Here is a 16,769-nt window from a genome sequence, read left to right as displayed (position 1 = left end):
AGATTACGAGCAAAACCACTGTTGTTAGATTAGTCCAGTTCCGAAATTTTCAGGATGAGTAAAATTACTGATGAAAGCGATCGCGACCCAACTTGCAGCTATTGTCAGCCCAGAATCTGTCTTGGAATGGGAAGATATAGATGCGATGCGACAAGAACACATCCAGGGGGCGATCGCCTCCAGTATCGCACCTAGCTGCATTGTCTATCCCCAAACGCCAGCCGAACTAGCAGCAGTGATGGCATATACCGACAGCAACAACTGGCGAATTTTAGTCTATGGTAGCGGTACAAAACTCAGCTGGGGAGGACTGGCAAAAAATATCCAGGTACTGGTCAGTACCGCACGCCTAAACAGACTCATCCAACACGCTGTCGGAGATTTAACCGTAACGGTAGAAGCGGGAATGAAATTCGCCGATCTACAAGCAGTGTTAGCCCCTACTGGACAATTTCTTGCCCTCGACCCCACCGCACCAGAATCAGCTACAATCGGGGGCATTGTCGCCACGGCTGATACCAATTCACTCCGACAACGTTACGGCGGCGTGCGCGATCAACTGCTAGGAATTTCCTTTGTCCGTGCTGACGGAGAAATTGTTAAAGCTGGGGGACGAGTCGTGAAAAACGTCGCTGGGTACGACTTAATGAAGCTATTTACAGGTTCTTACGGCACGCTAGGCGCGATCGCCCAGATAACACTACGGGTTTACCCCCTACCACCCGCATCGGGGACGGTGACGCTGACAGGCACAGCTGAGGCGATCGCCCAAGCGACATCTAAAATCAGGAGTTCGGCGTTAACTCCCACCCAAGCCGACCTGCTATCTTCTCATCTAGTCACTACCATAGGAATAGGTCAAGGACTTGGATTAATGGTTCGCTTCCAAAGCCTGAGTGCTAGCGTCCGAGAACAAACCGCACGGCTAGTAGAAATGGGACAACAATTGGGATTGCAAAGCACCACCTACTCAGATGCGAATGAAGCTGACTTATGGCAACAATTACAAGTACAAATACGTTCTCCTCAACCAATGCAAGCAGTTACTTGCAAAATAGGAGTATTACCAGCAACTGCTGTTGCAACTTTGCTCTATTTAGATCAAATTGCTCCAGAATCGGCGATCGGTACAATCCATGTTGGTAGCGGTTTGGGAGTTATCAGATTTGACAATACTAATGTCAAGGCAAACACGGTTTTAAGTATGAGAACTCACTGCCAAAATCAAGGAGGTTATTTGTCTGTTTTAGAAGCCCCAGCAGTATTTAAGCAGCAGCTTGATGTCTGGGGTTATAGAGGCAATGCTTTAGATTTAATGCGACGCATCAAGCAACAGTTCGATCCAAAAAATGTTTTGAGTCCGCAAAGATTTGTCGGCGAGATTTAATAGTGGTGCGTGGTGCGTGGTGCGTGGCGCGTGAAATACTTGTATCTCCTCCATTACCAACCGTCAACTACCAACTATCAACTACCAACTACCATTAAATGTATGCAAACTTCAGAAAATCCTTTAAATAACCATTTACTCGATCCAGAAACGGGGTCAATTAAGAATTTAAAAGGGTTCGATTCACAACATCCCCCCGATCCGAAACTCATCGATACCTGCGTTCACTGTGGCTTTTGCCTATCCACCTGTCCCAGTTATCGCGTTATCGGCAAAGAAATGGATTCGCCTAGAGGTCGAATCTACCTGATGGACGCAATTAACGAAGGCGAAATTGCCCTCAATACCGCTACAGTAGAGCACTTTGATTCTTGTTTGGGATGCCTTGCTTGCGTCACCACTTGTCCTTCAGGCGTGCAGTATGACAAATTAATTTCTGCGACTCGTCCCCAGGTAGAACGCAACTATCCTCGTAGTTTAGGCGATCGCCTCTACAGAAAGCTAATTTTCTCCTTTTTTCCCTATCCCCATCGCCTGCGGTGGATGCTAGTGCCTTTATTTTTGTATCAATTGTTAGGCGTGCAAAAATTCGTCCGCGCTACCAAAATCTTGAAATACATTTCTCCTAGATTGGCGGCGATGGAATCAATCTTACCCAAAATTACGCTGAAATCTTTTCGGGACGATTTACCCACAGTTATTCCAGCACAGGGAGAAAAGCGCTATCGAGTAGGAGTCATTTTAGGTTGCGTCCAACGGCTATTTTTCTCCCCGATTAATGAAGCTACTGTCAGGGTATTAACAGCAAATGGTTGTGAAGTCGTTATTCCTAAATCTCAAGGCTGCTGTGCGGCGCTACCCCATCACCAGGGACAAGAAGAACAGGCGAAAGCACTAGCAAGACAAATGATAGATGCTTTTGCCGAGACAGGCGTAGATGCTGTCATTATTAACGCTGCTGGCTGCGGTCATACTTTGAAAGAGTACGGACACTTATTACAAGACGATCCAGAATATCGGGAAAAAGCACAAGCATTTGCAGCCAATGTCAAGGACGTACAAGAGTTTCTCGCTACTGTTGGCTTAACGACAAAACTTTCACCCCTATCTGAAAAACCTTTAACTTTGGTTTATCAGGATGCTTGTCATTTATTACACGGGCAAAAAATCAGCGTCCAACCCCGTCAGTTGTTGCGACAAATCCCCGGAGTGCAGTTGCGCGAACCAATCGACGCAGCTTTGTGTTGTGGTAGCGCTGGAGTTTACAATATGCTGCAACCAGATGTTGCTGATGAATTAGGTCAGCAAAAAGTCCAAAATTTATTAAATACAGGTGCGAATTTGATTGCATCTGCCAATCCTGGTTGTACGCTGCAAATTAGCAAGCATTTGAAATTACAAGAGAAAAAGATTTCTGTCATGCATCCGATGGAATTGTTAGATTTGGCAATCCGAGGTATACAGTTATCAGTGACCAGTGACCAGTGACCAGCGACCAGTGACCAGTGCATTTGTAGGGGTGGGTTTATCGATCCAATCGGCAAACAACAAAACGCTCGATCAACCCGCCCGATCGCCACACCGAATTTCCGATATATTTAAATCAAACAACACAAATTGTTGCGAACCTGCCCCTACAGAGATTGCGATCGCCTACCCAAGTTTGTATTAAACTGTATCCAAAACCAAGCGAATGTTGCGTATACCGCGATCGCAGCTACGATAACTTTTACTTTGTCCCATAATAGTTGTTTCTGCCACAGTTCTAAATTCAGAAAAAATGAACTGTAACCGTTGACATTAATTCCCCCAAATGGTGCGATCGTACCTACTAGGGAAATTAGAATTGAAACTGAGGCGATCGCTAGAAAAATTCCTCGCAGCAGCTTTGATTTTTGAATTGGTTCGAGAATGTGAGTTAACGGCACGCACGCTAATAACATAATTGAAGCGAACCATCTGACTCCATAACTATGACCGCTATAGTTATTGCTACGAAAAATATAAAACATCACGTAAGCTAGACAAATCGCAGCAATGAATAAATACTCTTTCTTATATTTAAAACCTGGTTGCATTATCGCTCTACTCCAGCCATAAATTGCAAATAATAAAATTGGGGTATAGGATAGCAGTCCTCTACTACCAACGAGCATATGAAAAGCATAAATAGCTAGACTTTGTAAATCGTGCCCTACCAATCCTGAAAGATTACCCGCACCAAAATAAGAGCCTGGATAGTCCCATAACTTAGCATTCATTGCTGGAGGAATGATACTGCCAGAAGTATAAAAATTCAACCATACATACAGCAATATGACGGGAATACAAGCCAAAATGAAAGAAAGCTTAGCTCGATGACTCTTATTAAATAGCAAAATAGAATACACCGGAATTAAAGCGAACATTGTAATATCAGTGCTGCCAGCAAAAGCAATAAAAAATCCGGCGATCGCGGCATTTCTTACTTCGTGTCGTCTGAGTAATAAAAAGTAAAAGCTGAAGAGTAAAAGACTGCCACTAAAGGCATGGTTGTTAAAGACAATTGAATATGGTAGAACTAGCGTTCCCGCCCCCGCCAGAAGTAGCACAATATTTGTCCACCGCTCGTCAATCCGAAAAAATTTGAAAATCTCGTACAAGCAAACTAGTCCTAAGCTGGACATAACGCCCATAATTAGTACTGTTAGCAAAAAGTAAGTCGCAGATTGATGTGTGGCACTAGTCAGGTTAAAAACAGATTTTAGAAATAAATAAAATACCGAACCATACAATGCCATAATTGGTGGCTTGTCGGAATAAAAATGATTTTGATAGAAATATTTATCGCCAGTCCAGATATAAGTAGAGCGATCGATACTAAAAGTATGAAAGTCTACCAACGATTCAATCGTAGCCATCCTAGAAGCATCATTCCAAGAATTTGTCTCTAATTTTGTTAAAACTGCAAACAAAAATAAGAATGCAAAAAATATCTGCATTCTTTTCACGATAACTTTATTTAACATCATGAATCAATAATTTTGAATTTTGAATTTTGTAAGGGCGGGTTTGTTCAACAACTCTGAGTGCGACAAAGATTTCGGCTAAACCCGCCCTTACTTGGCTTCTCGCTCTAGTAGCAAAGTCACGGGACCATCATTATCAATAAAAACATGCATCATCGCGCCAAACTCTCCCGTTTCTACTTTTAAACCACTGTCGCGTAGCTTTTCCACAAACAGATTGTATAGGTTTTTCGCTGCTTCTGGTGCAGCCGAGCGGTCGAAGGAAGGGCGGCGACCTTTACGACAATCGCCATACAGAGTAAATTGACTGACAACTAAGAGTTCGCCATCGATTTCTGTGACGGATTTTTGCCAGCGATCGTTCCCTTCCTCTGCACCGAATAGACGCAATTCCAAACATTTACGTGCCATCCAGTCGAGTTCTGCTTCCGTATCAGTATCGGCAATTCCCACCAGCAAGTTTAAACCCCGTCCGATTTTGCCAATAGTTTGTTCGCCAACGGTGACGTAAGAAGATTTAACTCGCTGAATGATGACGCGCATAATGACGAAATAGAGAGTAAAGAGCGATCGCCATATTACTATTACCAAATATGCCAATGGCGATCGCTTTTCAAGCACCAAAAATTTCTTATTTGTCGTTGCTAGCGTCGTGCGGTTTGCTTTGAGTCATTTGTCCGATTAACTCCAATACCCTTTGCTCGAATTCTTGAGGAGAGACTCGTCCTTTGGTCAGAAACTCCGTATGTCCTAGCTTGAGCCGATTTCGCTCCGACTGGTCGAGGTCTTTGGCAGAATAGACGACTAAAGGAATACTGTAAAGGCGATCGTGTTGATGCAGCCACTCAACGACACCAAATCCATCCACTTGAGGCAAAATCAGATCGAGAATCAGTAAATCGGGTTTGATTTCCTGACTCAAGCGAATTGCCTCGCATCCATTTTTGGCAAGAAAAGTTTCAATATTATGACTTTTAAGCAGTGCGAGCAAAAGTTCGGCTAACTCGGCATCATCCTCAACCAGCAATACGCGGACTGGTCGAGCGTTTTTAGCTAGAGCTAACTTGAGAGAGTCAAACAGCGAGTTTTCATCAACTGGCTTACTCACCCAAGCGCTCGAATTTTGACTGAGCGGACTCTGACTAGGAGCGCAAATACTACAAATAACGATGGGGATGTCTTTCGTATCCGATCGCTCTTTCAGCTTTGCCATTACCTCCCAGCCATTCATTTTTGGCATCAGCAAATCTAGTAAAATTGCATCAGGATGTAAGGTAGCAGCAGAGGCGATCGCTTCTTGTCCAGAACACACGACGACCGTGCGATAGCCTTGATTTTCCAGCAGGGTTTGTAGTTCAGCTCCAACATCAGGATCGTCGTCACAAATTAATATCAAGGGAGAGGAAGAACCACTGTGTTGAGTCCCAACTTGCAGCACCTGGCTTTGAGGAGCGAGCAGTAAAGAGTTGGTTAAATCATCCGATCTAATACCAGATTTAGCTTGCAAGACAGGCAGGGTAAAGTAAAAAGTACTGCCCTCACCCAAAACACTTTCAACCCAAATCCGTCCGTCGTGCTGTTGTACGATACTACGGCAAATTGCCAACCCTAAACCAGTCCCATCATGCTTGCGAGAATCTGTTGAGTCAACTTGTTGAAATCGTTCAAATATACTATCGAGTTTGTCGGCTGGAATACCGCGTCCAGTGTCTTTAACTTGGAATGTGATATGAGGGGTGAGGAGCGAGGAGCGAGGAGCGAGGGAGTCGGAGATGTTTGAATTTTGGATTTTGAATTTTGGATTTTGGATTTCTCCCCCTGTGTTCCCAGCTCTCTTCTCCCCCCTGCTCCCTGTTCCCTGCTCCCTGCTCCCTAATTCCACACTCAACCAAACCGTACTACCACTAGGCGAGAATTTAATCGCGTTAGAAAGTAGATTGGTGAGAGTTTGAACGATGCGGTCTGGATCTGCCCATACCTGAATCGGTAGGCTAGAGACAGATAAGGTAATCCCAGCTTTGTCGGCGAGAGGCTGCATCACGTTCACTGCTTCAGTTATCAACTCGGTAACATCGCAGCTTTCTTTTTCCATCTTCACCTTACCCGACTCGATCCGCTCGATATCGAGAATGTCGTTGATCAGGCGCACCAAGCGTTCGGTGCTATCGGTGGCAATTTGCAATAAGCGTTGTCCCTGCGGTGAGTCTGGCTGGAGTAAACCACTAGCAAGCATCCCTAAAGAACCGTGAATCGAAGTCAAAGGCGTGCGGAGTTCGTGGCTGACAACGGAAATAAACTCATCTTTCATCCGCTCGATTTGCTTGCGATCGCTCACATCATGCAAGTAAACCGTATATACTGTTTCTCCTCCCAAATTTAACTTGGAGATACTCGCCTCGGCAGGAAATTCAGTCCCATCCTTGCGGCAACCGTAAATTTCGCGTCGTTCTCCCATCCGGCGAGCTAAATTTGGGGATTGACCGAATTCATCTACGTACTGACGATGTGCTGCGGCAAAACACTTTGGTAGCAACAAGTCAAGCGGTTGTCCGATCGCTTCTGCTGCTGAGTAGCCAAATATTCTCTCGGCTCCAGAGTTAAATAAGGTGATGCGTTGATTGCTATCGATTGAAATAATTGCGTCATCGGCTATTGCTACGATTCCGGCAAATAAGGCTTGAGAATTTTGCAATGCTTCTTGGGTGCGCTGGCGCTCGTTTAACTCTGATTGGAGTTGCTCGTTCAGCTTGAAGCGATTTTCGCTTTCGACATTGTTCGTTGCTCTGACTTGGTTAATCCGGTGTAGTAGTTTCATCCGCTCTAAGCGATTGACGATCCGAGTTACGAGTTCGGAACCTACAATCGGCTTACTCACAAAATCATCTGCACCAGCACTAAAAACCCGATCTACAATGTCGGCATCGTGATGGACTGTCAAAAATAAAATTGGTAGATCGCTCCAGCGCGGCTCGTTACGTACCACCTGGCATAGGTCGATGCCATTGACATAGGGCATTTCCACATCTAGGATCAACAGATCCGGTGCAGTGGCTTCTAAAGTTTCCCAGAACCGACGCGGATCTTCTAAAGTTGTCACTTTCAATCCCCAAGGATTGAGCAATGCTGGTAACACTGCGAGGATTTTTGGATCGTCGTCCACAACGAGTAGATGAGCTTCTGCATGGGGTGCATTTTCTAATGCTTGCGCCACTGCTTGTGGCTTACCTGCTTCTCCTTTCTGCTCAATTTCTTGACGCAGAGCCAACACTAGACGGCAAAAATTTGTTGCCTCAGATAGCAAGACAGCGCGATCGCCTTTTAGCATCTGCTCAATTTCTTTCGCCAGTTTCGATCCTTGCGCCAAGCCGAAAGTTCCTAACGAGCCTGCTAGGGTGTGCGCTTCTTTTCGTGCCGATTCGAGCAGTTCTAGAGATAAGGTATTATTTGCGCTGACAGCAGCAGATGCTTGCTCCAACACGCCAATCTGTTCTGCAATCCTAGGCTTAAATTTATGCCAAATTCCTGCAACTGCCGATAGTGTCTGTTGTTCTGATGTGAGATTTGGAGTGGCTGGTTGTTGGTTGACAGTAGACGCTGGCGCTACACTGCGTGAAGACAGTTGTTTTTTCTCCCCTAGCTCCCTCAGCTCCCTCAGCTCTCCTCTCCCCCCTGCTCCCTGCACCGAAGCGCTCCCTGCTCCCTTACTTTCCAAAGGCTTGAGACGATATCCAATCCCGTAGACAGTTTCGAGCAGATCGCTATTAGCTCCTGCGGCTTTGAGTTTTTGCCGCAGTCCCTTAATATGAGTTCGCACGGCTTCTTCGCTGGGAATGTCTTCATAAGACCAGAGATGTTCCAAGATCGTGCCACAACTAAAAACGCGGCGACTGTTACGTAAAAACAGCTCTAAAAGTGCATATTCCTTGGGAGTTAATGACAAATGCTTTTGACTATAAGTTGCCTCACAACTACTGGGGTCTAATTGCAAATCACCCCACTCCAGCACTGGCGGGGAAACCAAACCGCTACGGCGCAACAGCGCTCTGATCCGAGCGACTAATTCTTCTTCGTCAAAAGGTTTAATTAAGTAATCATCTGCACCCGCATCTAATCCAATCGCTTTATCGTGGCTGCTATCTCGACCAGTTAACAATAAAATTGGCGTTGACAAACCTTTAGCTCTGATTTGACGGCAAAGACTAATGCCATCCAGTTTAGGTATAACGACATCCAATACAATCAAGTCGTAGTCGAAAGCTTGGACTAAATCCCAAGCAGCAAGACCATCAATAGCAACCTCAACTGCATAGTTTTGGTTGGTGAGGACGGTAGTTAGTGCATGGGCAACTAACTCGTCATCTTCTACAACTAAGATTTTCATTGCTAACTAGCTTTTCCCTGGCGATAGAAGATAGCAATTAACGAGCAAAATATAGATGAAAGGCAATCCAAAAATTGCTATCAAGCCGATCTTTCATCAAGCTACTTTATAGGAATCGCTTAAGTTTACAAGTAGCAAGAATTTGTTACATGGGAAAAGCCGATCGCCTAATATATCAAAACCTTAGCGATCGGAAATTGCTCGCTAGTTGCTACAGGGCGCGGAAACCGTCTCACCACAATGTCTGGGCTATACAAACCTTGCCGCGATTTTCAATTGCTAGACTTGTATCCGAGTGATACTTCACGTTCAGCCGACTGTAGTTTCTCTGCTGGCTGCACTGGGGACTGTACCGTCAAGACAGAACAAGAAGCGTGATGCAAGACGTAATTGCTAACACTACCCATAAAAAATTCAGATAAACCTCTGCGTCCCCTGCGTCCGGTGACAATTAAATCTGCCTTCCAAGCCAAAGCAAAATCGCAAATCAGCCGCCCAGGACTACCCGATAATTGCCGAAATTCCACATTGACCCCAGCAGCCATTGCTTCTTGATGGCGCGATCGCAACATGTCCAGACCTTGCTTAGTAAACGCTTCTCGCTGCTGTTGGTACAATTCCATATTTTTCTCATACACCGATGGATAGTATTCCAAGCTAGGTAAAATCGGTGTAGGGCTGCCGAGTTCTTCTTCCGACACTACATGCAACAACATCAGGTTGGCGTTATTTGCTTTAGCCAAAGATAAAGCTGTATCGAACACCTGTTTGCTACTTTTTGACGTATCTACTGCAACCAAAATTTTCTGGAACATAACAACCGCCTTTGCAATTCGTAATTCGTAATTCGTAATTCGTAATTGTTTATGAATCGAGTCAATGTTCAATATATAAAAATAATTTGAGGAAATTGTGAGGAATCAGTTGTCAGTTATCAATTAGCTGTCTTCACGCAGTGTAGCGCAGCGTTTACTGTCAACCATCAACTACCCATTACCCATTACTACTTCCTACTTACCAACTTTTAATTTCCTCTAAAGCTCAGTCTCGATAGAATGACACTGCACTGAATAAGAGACGAGCATTCATGGATTTTCTCTCCAATACCGTCGTGCTGTCGCGGATGCAGTTTGCGCTGACTGCCCTATTTCACATGCTTTGGCCCACAATCACTACAGGTGTGGGAATATATTTGGTCATTGTAGAGGGATTATGGTTGAGGACTCGTAACCCTGAGTATTACTACCATGCCCGCTTTTGGTCTAAGCTTTACGTGCTGAATTTTGGCGTTGGGGTAGCAACGGGAATTCCAATGGAATTTCAGTTTGGGACTAACTGGGCTCCATTTTCCGAGGCTGTGGGTAACTTTTTTGGTAGTGTCATCGGGTTTGAAGCTGCTTGGGCTTTTATGCTAGAAGCTGCTTTTTTGGGAATTATGCTGTTTGGCTGGGAGCGCGTCAACTCTACCATTCACTACGTGGCGACGATTATGGTGGCGTTGGGCGCGAACTTGTCTACGCTGTGGATTTTGACGGCAAACTCTTGGATGCAATCGCCTGCGGGTGGAGAGATGGTAAATGGTAAGTTTATCGTCAGGGATTACTTTCAGGCGATCGCCAATCCATTTATGGCAAAGAGCGTACTGCACATGTTTTTTGCAACGTTAGAAACTTCGCTGTTTCTCGTCGGTGGGATCAGTGCGTGGTACATTCTCAACAATCGCCACCCAGCGTTCTTTTCTAAGTCTTTACGAATCGTTTTAGCAGCGGCGATCGCAGTTGCACCTATGCAGATTTACATAGGACATTTAAGTGGCGAACAGGTATATCGCTATCAACCTGCCAAACTCGCCGCTATGGAAGCGCAATGGGAAACGACCCCCGCCGGACAGCCGGCTGATTGGAGTTTAGTAGCATTACCTAACGACAAAGCGCAAAAAAATGATTGGGAAATTACCATTCCTAATGCTTTAGGTTACATTTTAGAACTCAAACAAAATCTCACCGAACCTGTTGTAGGACTGAGAGATTTTAAATCAGAAGATCGACCGCATTTAGTTGGTTTAGTTTACTATTCCTTCCGCATTATGATCGGGATTGGATTTTTCCTAGCTTTCCTAATGCTATGGAGTACGCTTTACTGGTTACTTGGCAAGCTGAATAGCGAAAAAATTACCCAGCAGCGATGGCTATTACGTACCTGGATTTTTGCGGCTCCTCTAGGCTTCATTGCGATTGACTCTGGTTGGATCGTGCGTTGTGTCGGACGGCAACCGTGGACGTTGTACAATCAAATCCGCACCGTAGATTCTGCCTCTCACGTTCCTGCTAGCAATGTTCTAGTTTCGCTGACAGGTTTTGCGATCGTTTATGCGGTGTTATTTGTCGCCACTTTGTATTTTGGTAGCCGCATTATTCGCAAAGGACCAAATTTAGAATTACCAATACCAGGTGTTGAAACTATTCGTCCCGCGATCGCTACTTCTCCTGGTGAATTTGTTCCTGACGAACGCCCCGTAGAAGCACAACAGTAGAAATTCAAAATTCAAAATTCAAAATTAAGAAATTACCCTTCTATCTTTCACCAATTACCAATTACCACATGGAGACACTCACATATTTTCTTCCTCAGGTTTGGTTTGGAATTTTGGCACTGTTTCTATTTCTCTACGTCATGCTAGACGGTTTCGATTTGGGGGTAGGTATTCTCTCTCTGACTTCCGATGATGAGGAGCGACGAGGACTTTTGATGACGAGTCTGAGTAATATTTGGGATGCTAATGAGACTTGGCTGGTATTGATGGCAGGAGGTTTATTCGGTGCATTCCCCCTCGCTTATAGCACGATTTTAAGTGCGCTTTACATCCCAATTATTGCTATGGTATTTGGTTTGATTTTTCGAGCGGTTGCCTTTGAATTTCGGGAACAAGCAAAGCGCAAATTGATTTGGAATATAGCGTTTGGAGCAGGAAGTTTTTTAGCAGTTCTCGGTCAGGGATTTGCTTTAGGTAGCGTATTAGAAGGCATTAAAGTTGATGAAGCAGGACATTTTATCGGTAGCACTTGGGACTGGCTGAGTTGGCAATCAATATTAATTGCTCTGACGTTAATTCAAGGTTACGTGTTAATTGGTTCGACTTATTTGATTTGGAAAACTGAAGGAGAGTTACAGGAAACTCATTACAAAACTGCGAGAATAGCTGCTTTCACAACTTTAATCGGAGCGATTTTTATCACGATTTCAACTCCTATCTTTTATGAAAGTGCCAGAACTCGATTATTTCAACAACCGCTTGTTTATCTTTTCGGGATTATTCCTGTAGTGGGAATACTTCTGATTTCTAAGCTTTTAGGTAGCCTCGATCGCAAGCAGGAACGAGCGCCATTTATTTGGACGATTTTACTATTCGTCCTCACTTTTATCGGACTAGCTTTAGTTGTTTTTCCCTACATTATTCCCCCTAATATCACAATTTACGAGGCATCGGCTGACCCCAGTTCGTTAGTCATCATGATTATTTTTATTGGTTTTCTCATTCCTGTCATGCTGTTTTACAACCTCTATCAATATGTCGTGTTTAGAGGCAAGGTAACAGGAGGACATTATGGGGAATAGGTAGAGAAGCGCTATAGCGCTTCTCTACAAAAATTACTTCCCAACCTTAGAAGTGTCATTAGTATCGAGGTGCGATTGCAAAACAGGAGGAGTATGTACCCAAACAGCTTGTTGCGGTACGGGAATAGCAATATCGGCGAGATCGAAAGCCTTTTTCAATCGACGGCGATATTCTCTGGCTACATCCCATTGTTTGAGGGGTTGGGTTTTAATCCAAACCCGAATAATTAAACCGCGATCGCCAAAATTATCAACTCCTAGTACATCTGGTCTTTCTAGAATTTGATCTCGCCACTGGGGATCTCGATCCATTTCTACACCTACCTCTTCAATTAAAAACAATGCTTGGTCGAGGTTGGCATTGTAAGCAACGGGTATACTTAAATCGGCACGCGACCACCGACTAGAAAGGTTTGCCACAATTTTAATTTCACTATTGGGAATAGTAATTAATCTACCTTCGGCATCGCGTAACTGAGTGATTCGCAGATTGAGATTTTCTACCAAACCGCCAAAAGTACCGACGTTAATTACGTCACCTACAGCGTACTGGTCTTCTACAATAATCAAAAAGCCATTGATCGCATCTTTAATTAAACTTTGGGATGCAAGAGATATGGCTACACCAAGTAGCCCCGCACCAGCTAACACTGGGACTAAATCTACACCTAAAGTAGAAAGAGTCAGTAGTACGCCCAAAGCGACAATACTAAAAGTAGCTACGCTTTTAGCTACGCTAGAAATTGTCATTACCCGCAGTTGTAAGCGCACGTAGTCTTGAGCGCCTAATAAAGTATTATTTGCCAGTGCATGAGTAAAGCGATCGATCGCCACATAGCTGGCGCGAGTGGCGACATAGGCTCCAATTGAAACAAGCCCAATCACCGCAGGAACTCTAATTATTGGAATTTGTAGTAACGCCAAAATCCAAACTGGAATAAACCGCGTGTAAGGAAACAACCCTAAAATGACTAACGTTCCGCCAACCCACACGCCAGTTTGAGATAGCTGAAATATTCTTCGCCTGACTTCCCGTAAGTTATTTTGCTGTTGCTGCGTTAATTGTGTCGTGACCGACTCTGAGGGATCTATGGGAGTCGTCGGAATCGGGATGACTCGATCTAAACGATCGCGCCAACGGCGAATTCCCCAGCTAGCCACTACGATACCCACAAAAATTCCAGTGGCGATCGCACCTCGGCGGATCAAAACCGGAGGTTTTCGTTCTTGTTTGGCTGCGATCAAGTCTTGCTTGAGGGATTTGACTAATTTGCTTGCCAAATTTTGAACGTTTGTTTCTCCTTGAACCTCAGCATCTAAATCGGTAGGGGTGAAGAGATACTGCTGATTAATCGAAATAGTTGGCAGAGTTTGAGATACACCCGTCGGGCTATTGGCATCCGTGATCGTTTGGCGTTGAGATCTGACTTCCAGTTTTCCAGAGTTGTCGGCAAAGTAAGCTTCACTGATGTTTTCTAAGTTTGATTGCACCTCATCTATCCGCTTGGCTAACTCCTCCCTAGAAGATGCCGTAACCTGAAACAAGCGGCGACCATCTAAGGTAATCCAGTCACTATAGACCTGTCTCTGGGGATTATTGCGATCGCGAGTTGGTTGGTAAGCAGATAGAAAATTGTCGAGTCCTGGGAGATCGAGTGAATTTAAACCTGGAATAGGTAACGATTGCTGTAAATTTGCTGGTTGTGTCGGCTGGGCTAGAGTGGGAACAACAACTGAAGCATTCAGCACGATTGATCCCAAAACGCCACAAGTGAAACACATAACTAGCCGTCGTCTGCTTTTTGGTTTGGCGATCGCCTGAATTTGAGAGCGCACGTCCACACCTCCTACTTTTCACACTTATACACATTACTACTTGGTAGCTGGTAGTTGGTAGTTGGGAGAAGTGAGGAGTGAGGGAAAGAGTGTGATGTGAAGAAAGGGTGTGGGGTGTAGGGTGTAGGAAATTTTGAATTTTGGATTTCTCCTCAGCTCCTCAGATGGGCGACTCTCTCTTCGCCGACTCCCGACTCCCGACTTCCGATTAAAAAAAACATGAAGTTTGTTCGCTAAAGTATGAAATAAATGTAAATTTTACGGATAACAGCTATGGATGGGTTGACGGCTGTTAGCCGATCTTCATAGTCTGGACTGGTATTTGTGCAGGGGTATACGTGCTGTACCAGATGTTCAGGTAATAATTCCCCTTCTAGAAAAATGCAGTTAAGCTAAGTAAGACCACCTAAATTAACTCTTTAGGAATTAACTACATGACGGTTGCTCTCGATAAACTAAAGTACGAAATCAAAGATCCTGCTCTAGCAACCTTAGGTAAGCAGCGGATTGAATGGGCTGGGCGCGAGATGCCAGTGTTACGGCAGATCCGCGATCGCTTTGCCCAAGAAAAGCCTTTTACCGGAATTCGCTTGGTCGCTTGTTGTCATGTCACTACAGAAACAGCACACTTGGCGATCGCCCTCAAAGCTGGTGGTGCAGATGCCGTTTTAATTGCTAGCAACCCCCTGTCTACTCAAGATGATGTAGCAGCTAGCTTAGTTGTAGATCATGGCATTCCTGTCTTTGCCATCAAAGGGGAAGACAACGCCACGTATAACAAACACGTCCAAATCGCCCTCGATCATCGCCCCAACATTATCATCGATGACGGCAGCGACGTAGTTGCAACTTTAATCCAAGAGCGGCAAAATCAAATCGCTGACTTAATCGGTACAACCGAAGAAACCACTACGGGTATCGTTCGCTTGCAAGCGATGTTAAAGGACGGCGTACTGACATTCCCAGCGGTGAATGTTAATGATGCCGATACTAAGCATTTCTTTGATAATCGTTACGGTACAGGTCAATCTACCCTAGATGGGATCGTTCGAGCTACCAATATTCTGCTCGCTGGCAAGACAGTAATTGTTGCTGGTTACGGTTGGTGCGGTAAGGGTACGGCACTACGGGCGCGTGGCATGGGTGCTAATGTCATCGTGACCGAAATCGACCCAATTAAAGCAATTGAAGCAGTAATGGATGGTTTCCGCGTCCTCCCAATGGCAGAGGCTGCACCTCAAGGAGATATCTTCATCACGGTTACAGGTAACAAGCACGTTATTCGTAGCGAACATTTCGACGTGATGAAAGACGGCGCGATCGTTTGTAACTCCGGTCACTTTGATATTGAAATTGACCTCAAGTCTTTAAAATCTAAAGCAGCAGAAGTCAAAAACGTTCGTCCGTTCACCGAACAATACAAACTCAATAGCGGCAAATCAGTTGTCGTCATCGGTGAAGGCAGACTTGTAAATTTGGCAGCAGCAGAAGGACACCCCAGCGCTGTCATGGATATGAGCTTTGCTAACCAAGCTATGGCTTGCGAGTATTTAGTGAAAAACAAAGGTAAACTCGCTCCTGGCTTGCACTCCATCCCAGTTGAAGTTGACAAAGAAATTGCTCGTCTGAAGCTGCAAGCAATGGGTATCAGCGTTGATACTCTCACACCAGAACAAGTTGAATACATCAATTCTTGGACTTCTGGAACATAATTGAGTTGAGATTCTCTTAGGGATCTAGATGTAGGGTGGGCAATGCCCACCCTATTGCATATTCAACGTTCTTGTCGAGGCATTTCAATGACTGAATGGATTGTAAATATCATGACTTCCCTTGGTTATTGGGGAATCGGGTTGTTGATGTTTTTAGAAAACCTTTTTCCCCCCATTCCTTCAGAACTGATCATGCCATTGGCGGGTTTTACCGCAGCACAAGGTAAGTTGAATATTGTAGGGGCGATCGCGGCTGGAGTTTTAGGAACTGTCATCGGAGCGTTACCTTGGTACTATGCAGGTAAATTCTTAGGTGAAGAACGATTAAGGGATTGGGCAGATAAATACGGGAAATGGATAACCATCACTGGTAAAGATATTGACAGGTCGAAACACTGGTTTGACAGACACGGAGTTAAAGCCGTACTTCTGTGTCGCATGGTTCCTGGGGTACGTACCTTAATTTCCCTTCCCGCTGGAATCGGCGATATGCATATAGTCCCGTTCCTGATCTACTCAACTGTGGGGACTGTATTATGGGTAGGATTGTTAACCACTGCTGGATACGCCTTGGGAGATAACTACCAACTCGTAGAGGAATACCTCGCACCTGTTTCTAAAATCGTACTCGCCACTTTAGTTATTGGTTTAGTCATTATAATTATCAAACGAAATCAGCGGCGATAAATTATGGTTCTTCCGGAACCGAGGTGAAAAGCGTATAATGAGATACTTTTATAAAGGTGACATTCCGATGGACTTTCATCTTGATACTCTACTTCAGCTTCCAAATGTAACAGTTGAAAGCTGCACACACCAGCCGAATGAAG

At 44.7% G+C, this 16,769-nt stretch carries 12 protein-coding genes; 7 read left to right on the top strand and 5 right to left on the bottom strand.

All coding sequences use genetic code 11. The annotated features are described in order from the left end of the window. The first annotated feature begins 70 nt into the window (after nt 1–70). The 3 genes from ACRC32_RS09710 to ACRC32_RS09700 all read left to right on the top strand — a co-directional run bounded on the left by ACRC32_RS09710 (nt 71) and on the right by ACRC32_RS09700 (nt 3,059). Nucleotides 71–1,387 carry an FAD-binding oxidoreductase gene (locus ACRC32_RS09710; protein ID WP_438553767.1) on the top strand — a complete coding sequence of 439 codons (1,317 nt, stop codon included), beginning with the start codon at nt 71–73 and terminating at the stop codon, nt 1,385–1,387. 102 nt (nt 1,388–1,489) lie between these two features. Continuing rightward, nucleotides 1,490–2,875 carry a (Fe-S)-binding protein gene (locus tag ACRC32_RS09705; protein ID WP_438553796.1) on the top strand — a complete coding sequence of 462 codons (1,386 nt, stop codon included), beginning with the start codon at nt 1,490–1,492 and terminating at the stop codon, nt 2,873–2,875. A 10-nt stretch (nt 2,876–2,885) separates the two neighbouring features. Next, nucleotides 2,886–3,059: a hypothetical protein gene (locus ACRC32_RS09700; RefSeq protein ID WP_438553766.1), complete on the top strand. Its 174-nt coding sequence runs from the start codon at nt 2,886–2,888 to the stop codon at nt 3,057–3,059. Here the strand turns inward: ACRC32_RS09700 and ACRC32_RS09695 are convergent. The 4 genes from ACRC32_RS09695 to ACRC32_RS09680 all read right to left on the bottom strand — a co-directional run bounded on the left by ACRC32_RS09695 (nt 3,022) and on the right by ACRC32_RS09680 (nt 9,591). Further along, nucleotides 3,022–4,368 (bottom strand): hypothetical protein, encoded by a 1,347-nt coding sequence (locus ACRC32_RS09695; protein WP_438553765.1) that lies wholly within the window; start codon nt 4,366–4,368, stop codon nt 3,022–3,024. The genes ACRC32_RS09700 and ACRC32_RS09695 overlap by 38 nt on opposite strands. A gap of 117 nt (nt 4,369–4,485) precedes the next feature. Next, nucleotides 4,486–4,938: a D-aminoacyl-tRNA deacylase gene (gene dtd / locus ACRC32_RS09690; protein ID WP_438553795.1), complete on the bottom strand. Its 453-nt coding sequence runs from the start codon at nt 4,936–4,938 to the stop codon at nt 4,486–4,488. Between the two features lie 88 nt (nt 4,939–5,026). After that, nucleotides 5,027–8,776: a response regulator gene (locus ACRC32_RS09685; protein WP_438553764.1), complete on the bottom strand. Its 3,750-nt coding sequence runs from the start codon at nt 8,774–8,776 to the stop codon at nt 5,027–5,029. Between the two features lie 272 nt (nt 8,777–9,048). Beyond that, nucleotides 9,049–9,591, bottom strand: a complete 543-nt coding sequence (locus ACRC32_RS09680) for a universal stress protein (RefSeq protein ID WP_438553763.1) — start codon at nt 9,589–9,591, stop codon at nt 9,049–9,051. Nucleotides 9,592–9,863: 272 nt separating this feature from the next. Here ACRC32_RS09680 and ACRC32_RS09675 point away from each other — a divergent pair, with 272 nt between their 5' ends. Both ACRC32_RS09675 and cydB read left to right on the top strand, forming a co-directional pair. Further along, complete coding sequence (locus ACRC32_RS09675) at nt 9,864–11,309, top strand: cytochrome ubiquinol oxidase subunit I (RefSeq protein WP_438553762.1); 1,446 nt, start codon at nt 9,864–9,866, stop codon at nt 11,307–11,309. Nucleotides 11,310–11,377: 68 nt separating this feature from the next. Beyond that, nucleotides 11,378–12,391, top strand: coding sequence for a cytochrome d ubiquinol oxidase subunit II (cydB, locus tag ACRC32_RS09670; RefSeq protein ID WP_438553761.1), 1,014 nt, complete (start codon nt 11,378–11,380; stop codon nt 12,389–12,391). 33 nt (nt 12,392–12,424) lie between these two features. Here cydB and ACRC32_RS09665 read toward each other — a convergent pair whose 3' ends face one another. Then, the gene (locus tag ACRC32_RS09665; RefSeq protein WP_438553794.1) at nt 12,425–14,227 is read right to left on the bottom strand and encodes a mechanosensitive ion channel family protein; all 1,803 of its coding nucleotides are present in this window, start codon (nt 14,225–14,227) and stop codon (nt 12,425–12,427) included. 434 nt (nt 14,228–14,661) lie between these two features. Between ACRC32_RS09665 and ahcY the strand changes: the two genes are divergently transcribed. Next, on the top strand, nt 14,662–15,939 hold the full coding sequence (gene ahcY, locus ACRC32_RS09660; protein WP_317108776.1) for an adenosylhomocysteinase: 1,278 nt from the start codon (nt 14,662–14,664) through the stop codon (nt 15,937–15,939). 87 nt (nt 15,940–16,026) lie between these two features. Next, nucleotides 16,027–16,626, top strand: coding sequence for a DedA family protein (locus ACRC32_RS09655; RefSeq protein WP_438553793.1), 600 nt, complete (start codon nt 16,027–16,029; stop codon nt 16,624–16,626). Nucleotides 16,627–16,769 lie beyond the last annotated feature (143 nt).

The sequence above is a fragment of the Chroococcidiopsis sp. genome (genome assembly GCF_051657925.1).
GTDB lineage: Bacteria > Cyanobacteriota > Cyanobacteriia > Cyanobacteriales > Chroococcidiopsidaceae > Chroococcidiopsis.
The sequence above is the reverse complement of the archived record's forward strand: the minus strand, read 5'-3'. Positions and strand labels throughout refer to the sequence as shown.

What these genes read in the sequence shown, in the direction of transcription:
- ACRC32_RS09710 (WP_438553767.1), top strand. Translation starts at nt 71, where the DNA reads ATGAAAGCGATCGCGACCCAACTTGCAGCTATTGTCAGCCCAGAATCT.
- ACRC32_RS09705 (WP_438553796.1), top strand. Translation starts at nt 1,490, where the DNA reads ATGCAAACTTCAGAAAATCCTTTAAATAACCATTTACTCGATCCAGAA.
- ACRC32_RS09695 (WP_438553765.1), bottom strand. Translation starts at nt 4,368, where the DNA reads ATGCAGATATTTTTTGCATTCTTATTTTTGTTTGCAGTTTTAACAAAA.
- dtd (WP_438553795.1), bottom strand. Translation starts at nt 4,938, where the DNA reads ATGCGCGTCATCATTCAGCGAGTTAAATCTTCTTACGTCACCGTTGGC.
- ACRC32_RS09685 (WP_438553764.1), bottom strand. Translation starts at nt 8,776, where the DNA reads ATGAAAATCTTAGTTGTAGAAGATGACGAGTTAGTTGCCCATGCACTA.
- ACRC32_RS09680 (WP_438553763.1), bottom strand. Translation starts at nt 9,591, where the DNA reads ATGTTCCAGAAAATTTTGGTTGCAGTAGATACGTCAAAAAGTAGCAAA.
- ACRC32_RS09675 (WP_438553762.1), top strand. Translation starts at nt 9,864, where the DNA reads ATGGATTTTCTCTCCAATACCGTCGTGCTGTCGCGGATGCAGTTTGCG.
- cydB (WP_438553761.1), top strand. Translation starts at nt 11,378, where the DNA reads ATGGAGACACTCACATATTTTCTTCCTCAGGTTTGGTTTGGAATTTTG.
- ahcY (WP_317108776.1), top strand. Translation starts at nt 14,662, where the DNA reads ATGACGGTTGCTCTCGATAAACTAAAGTACGAAATCAAAGATCCTGCT.
- ACRC32_RS09655 (WP_438553793.1), top strand. Translation starts at nt 16,027, where the DNA reads ATGACTGAATGGATTGTAAATATCATGACTTCCCTTGGTTATTGGGGA.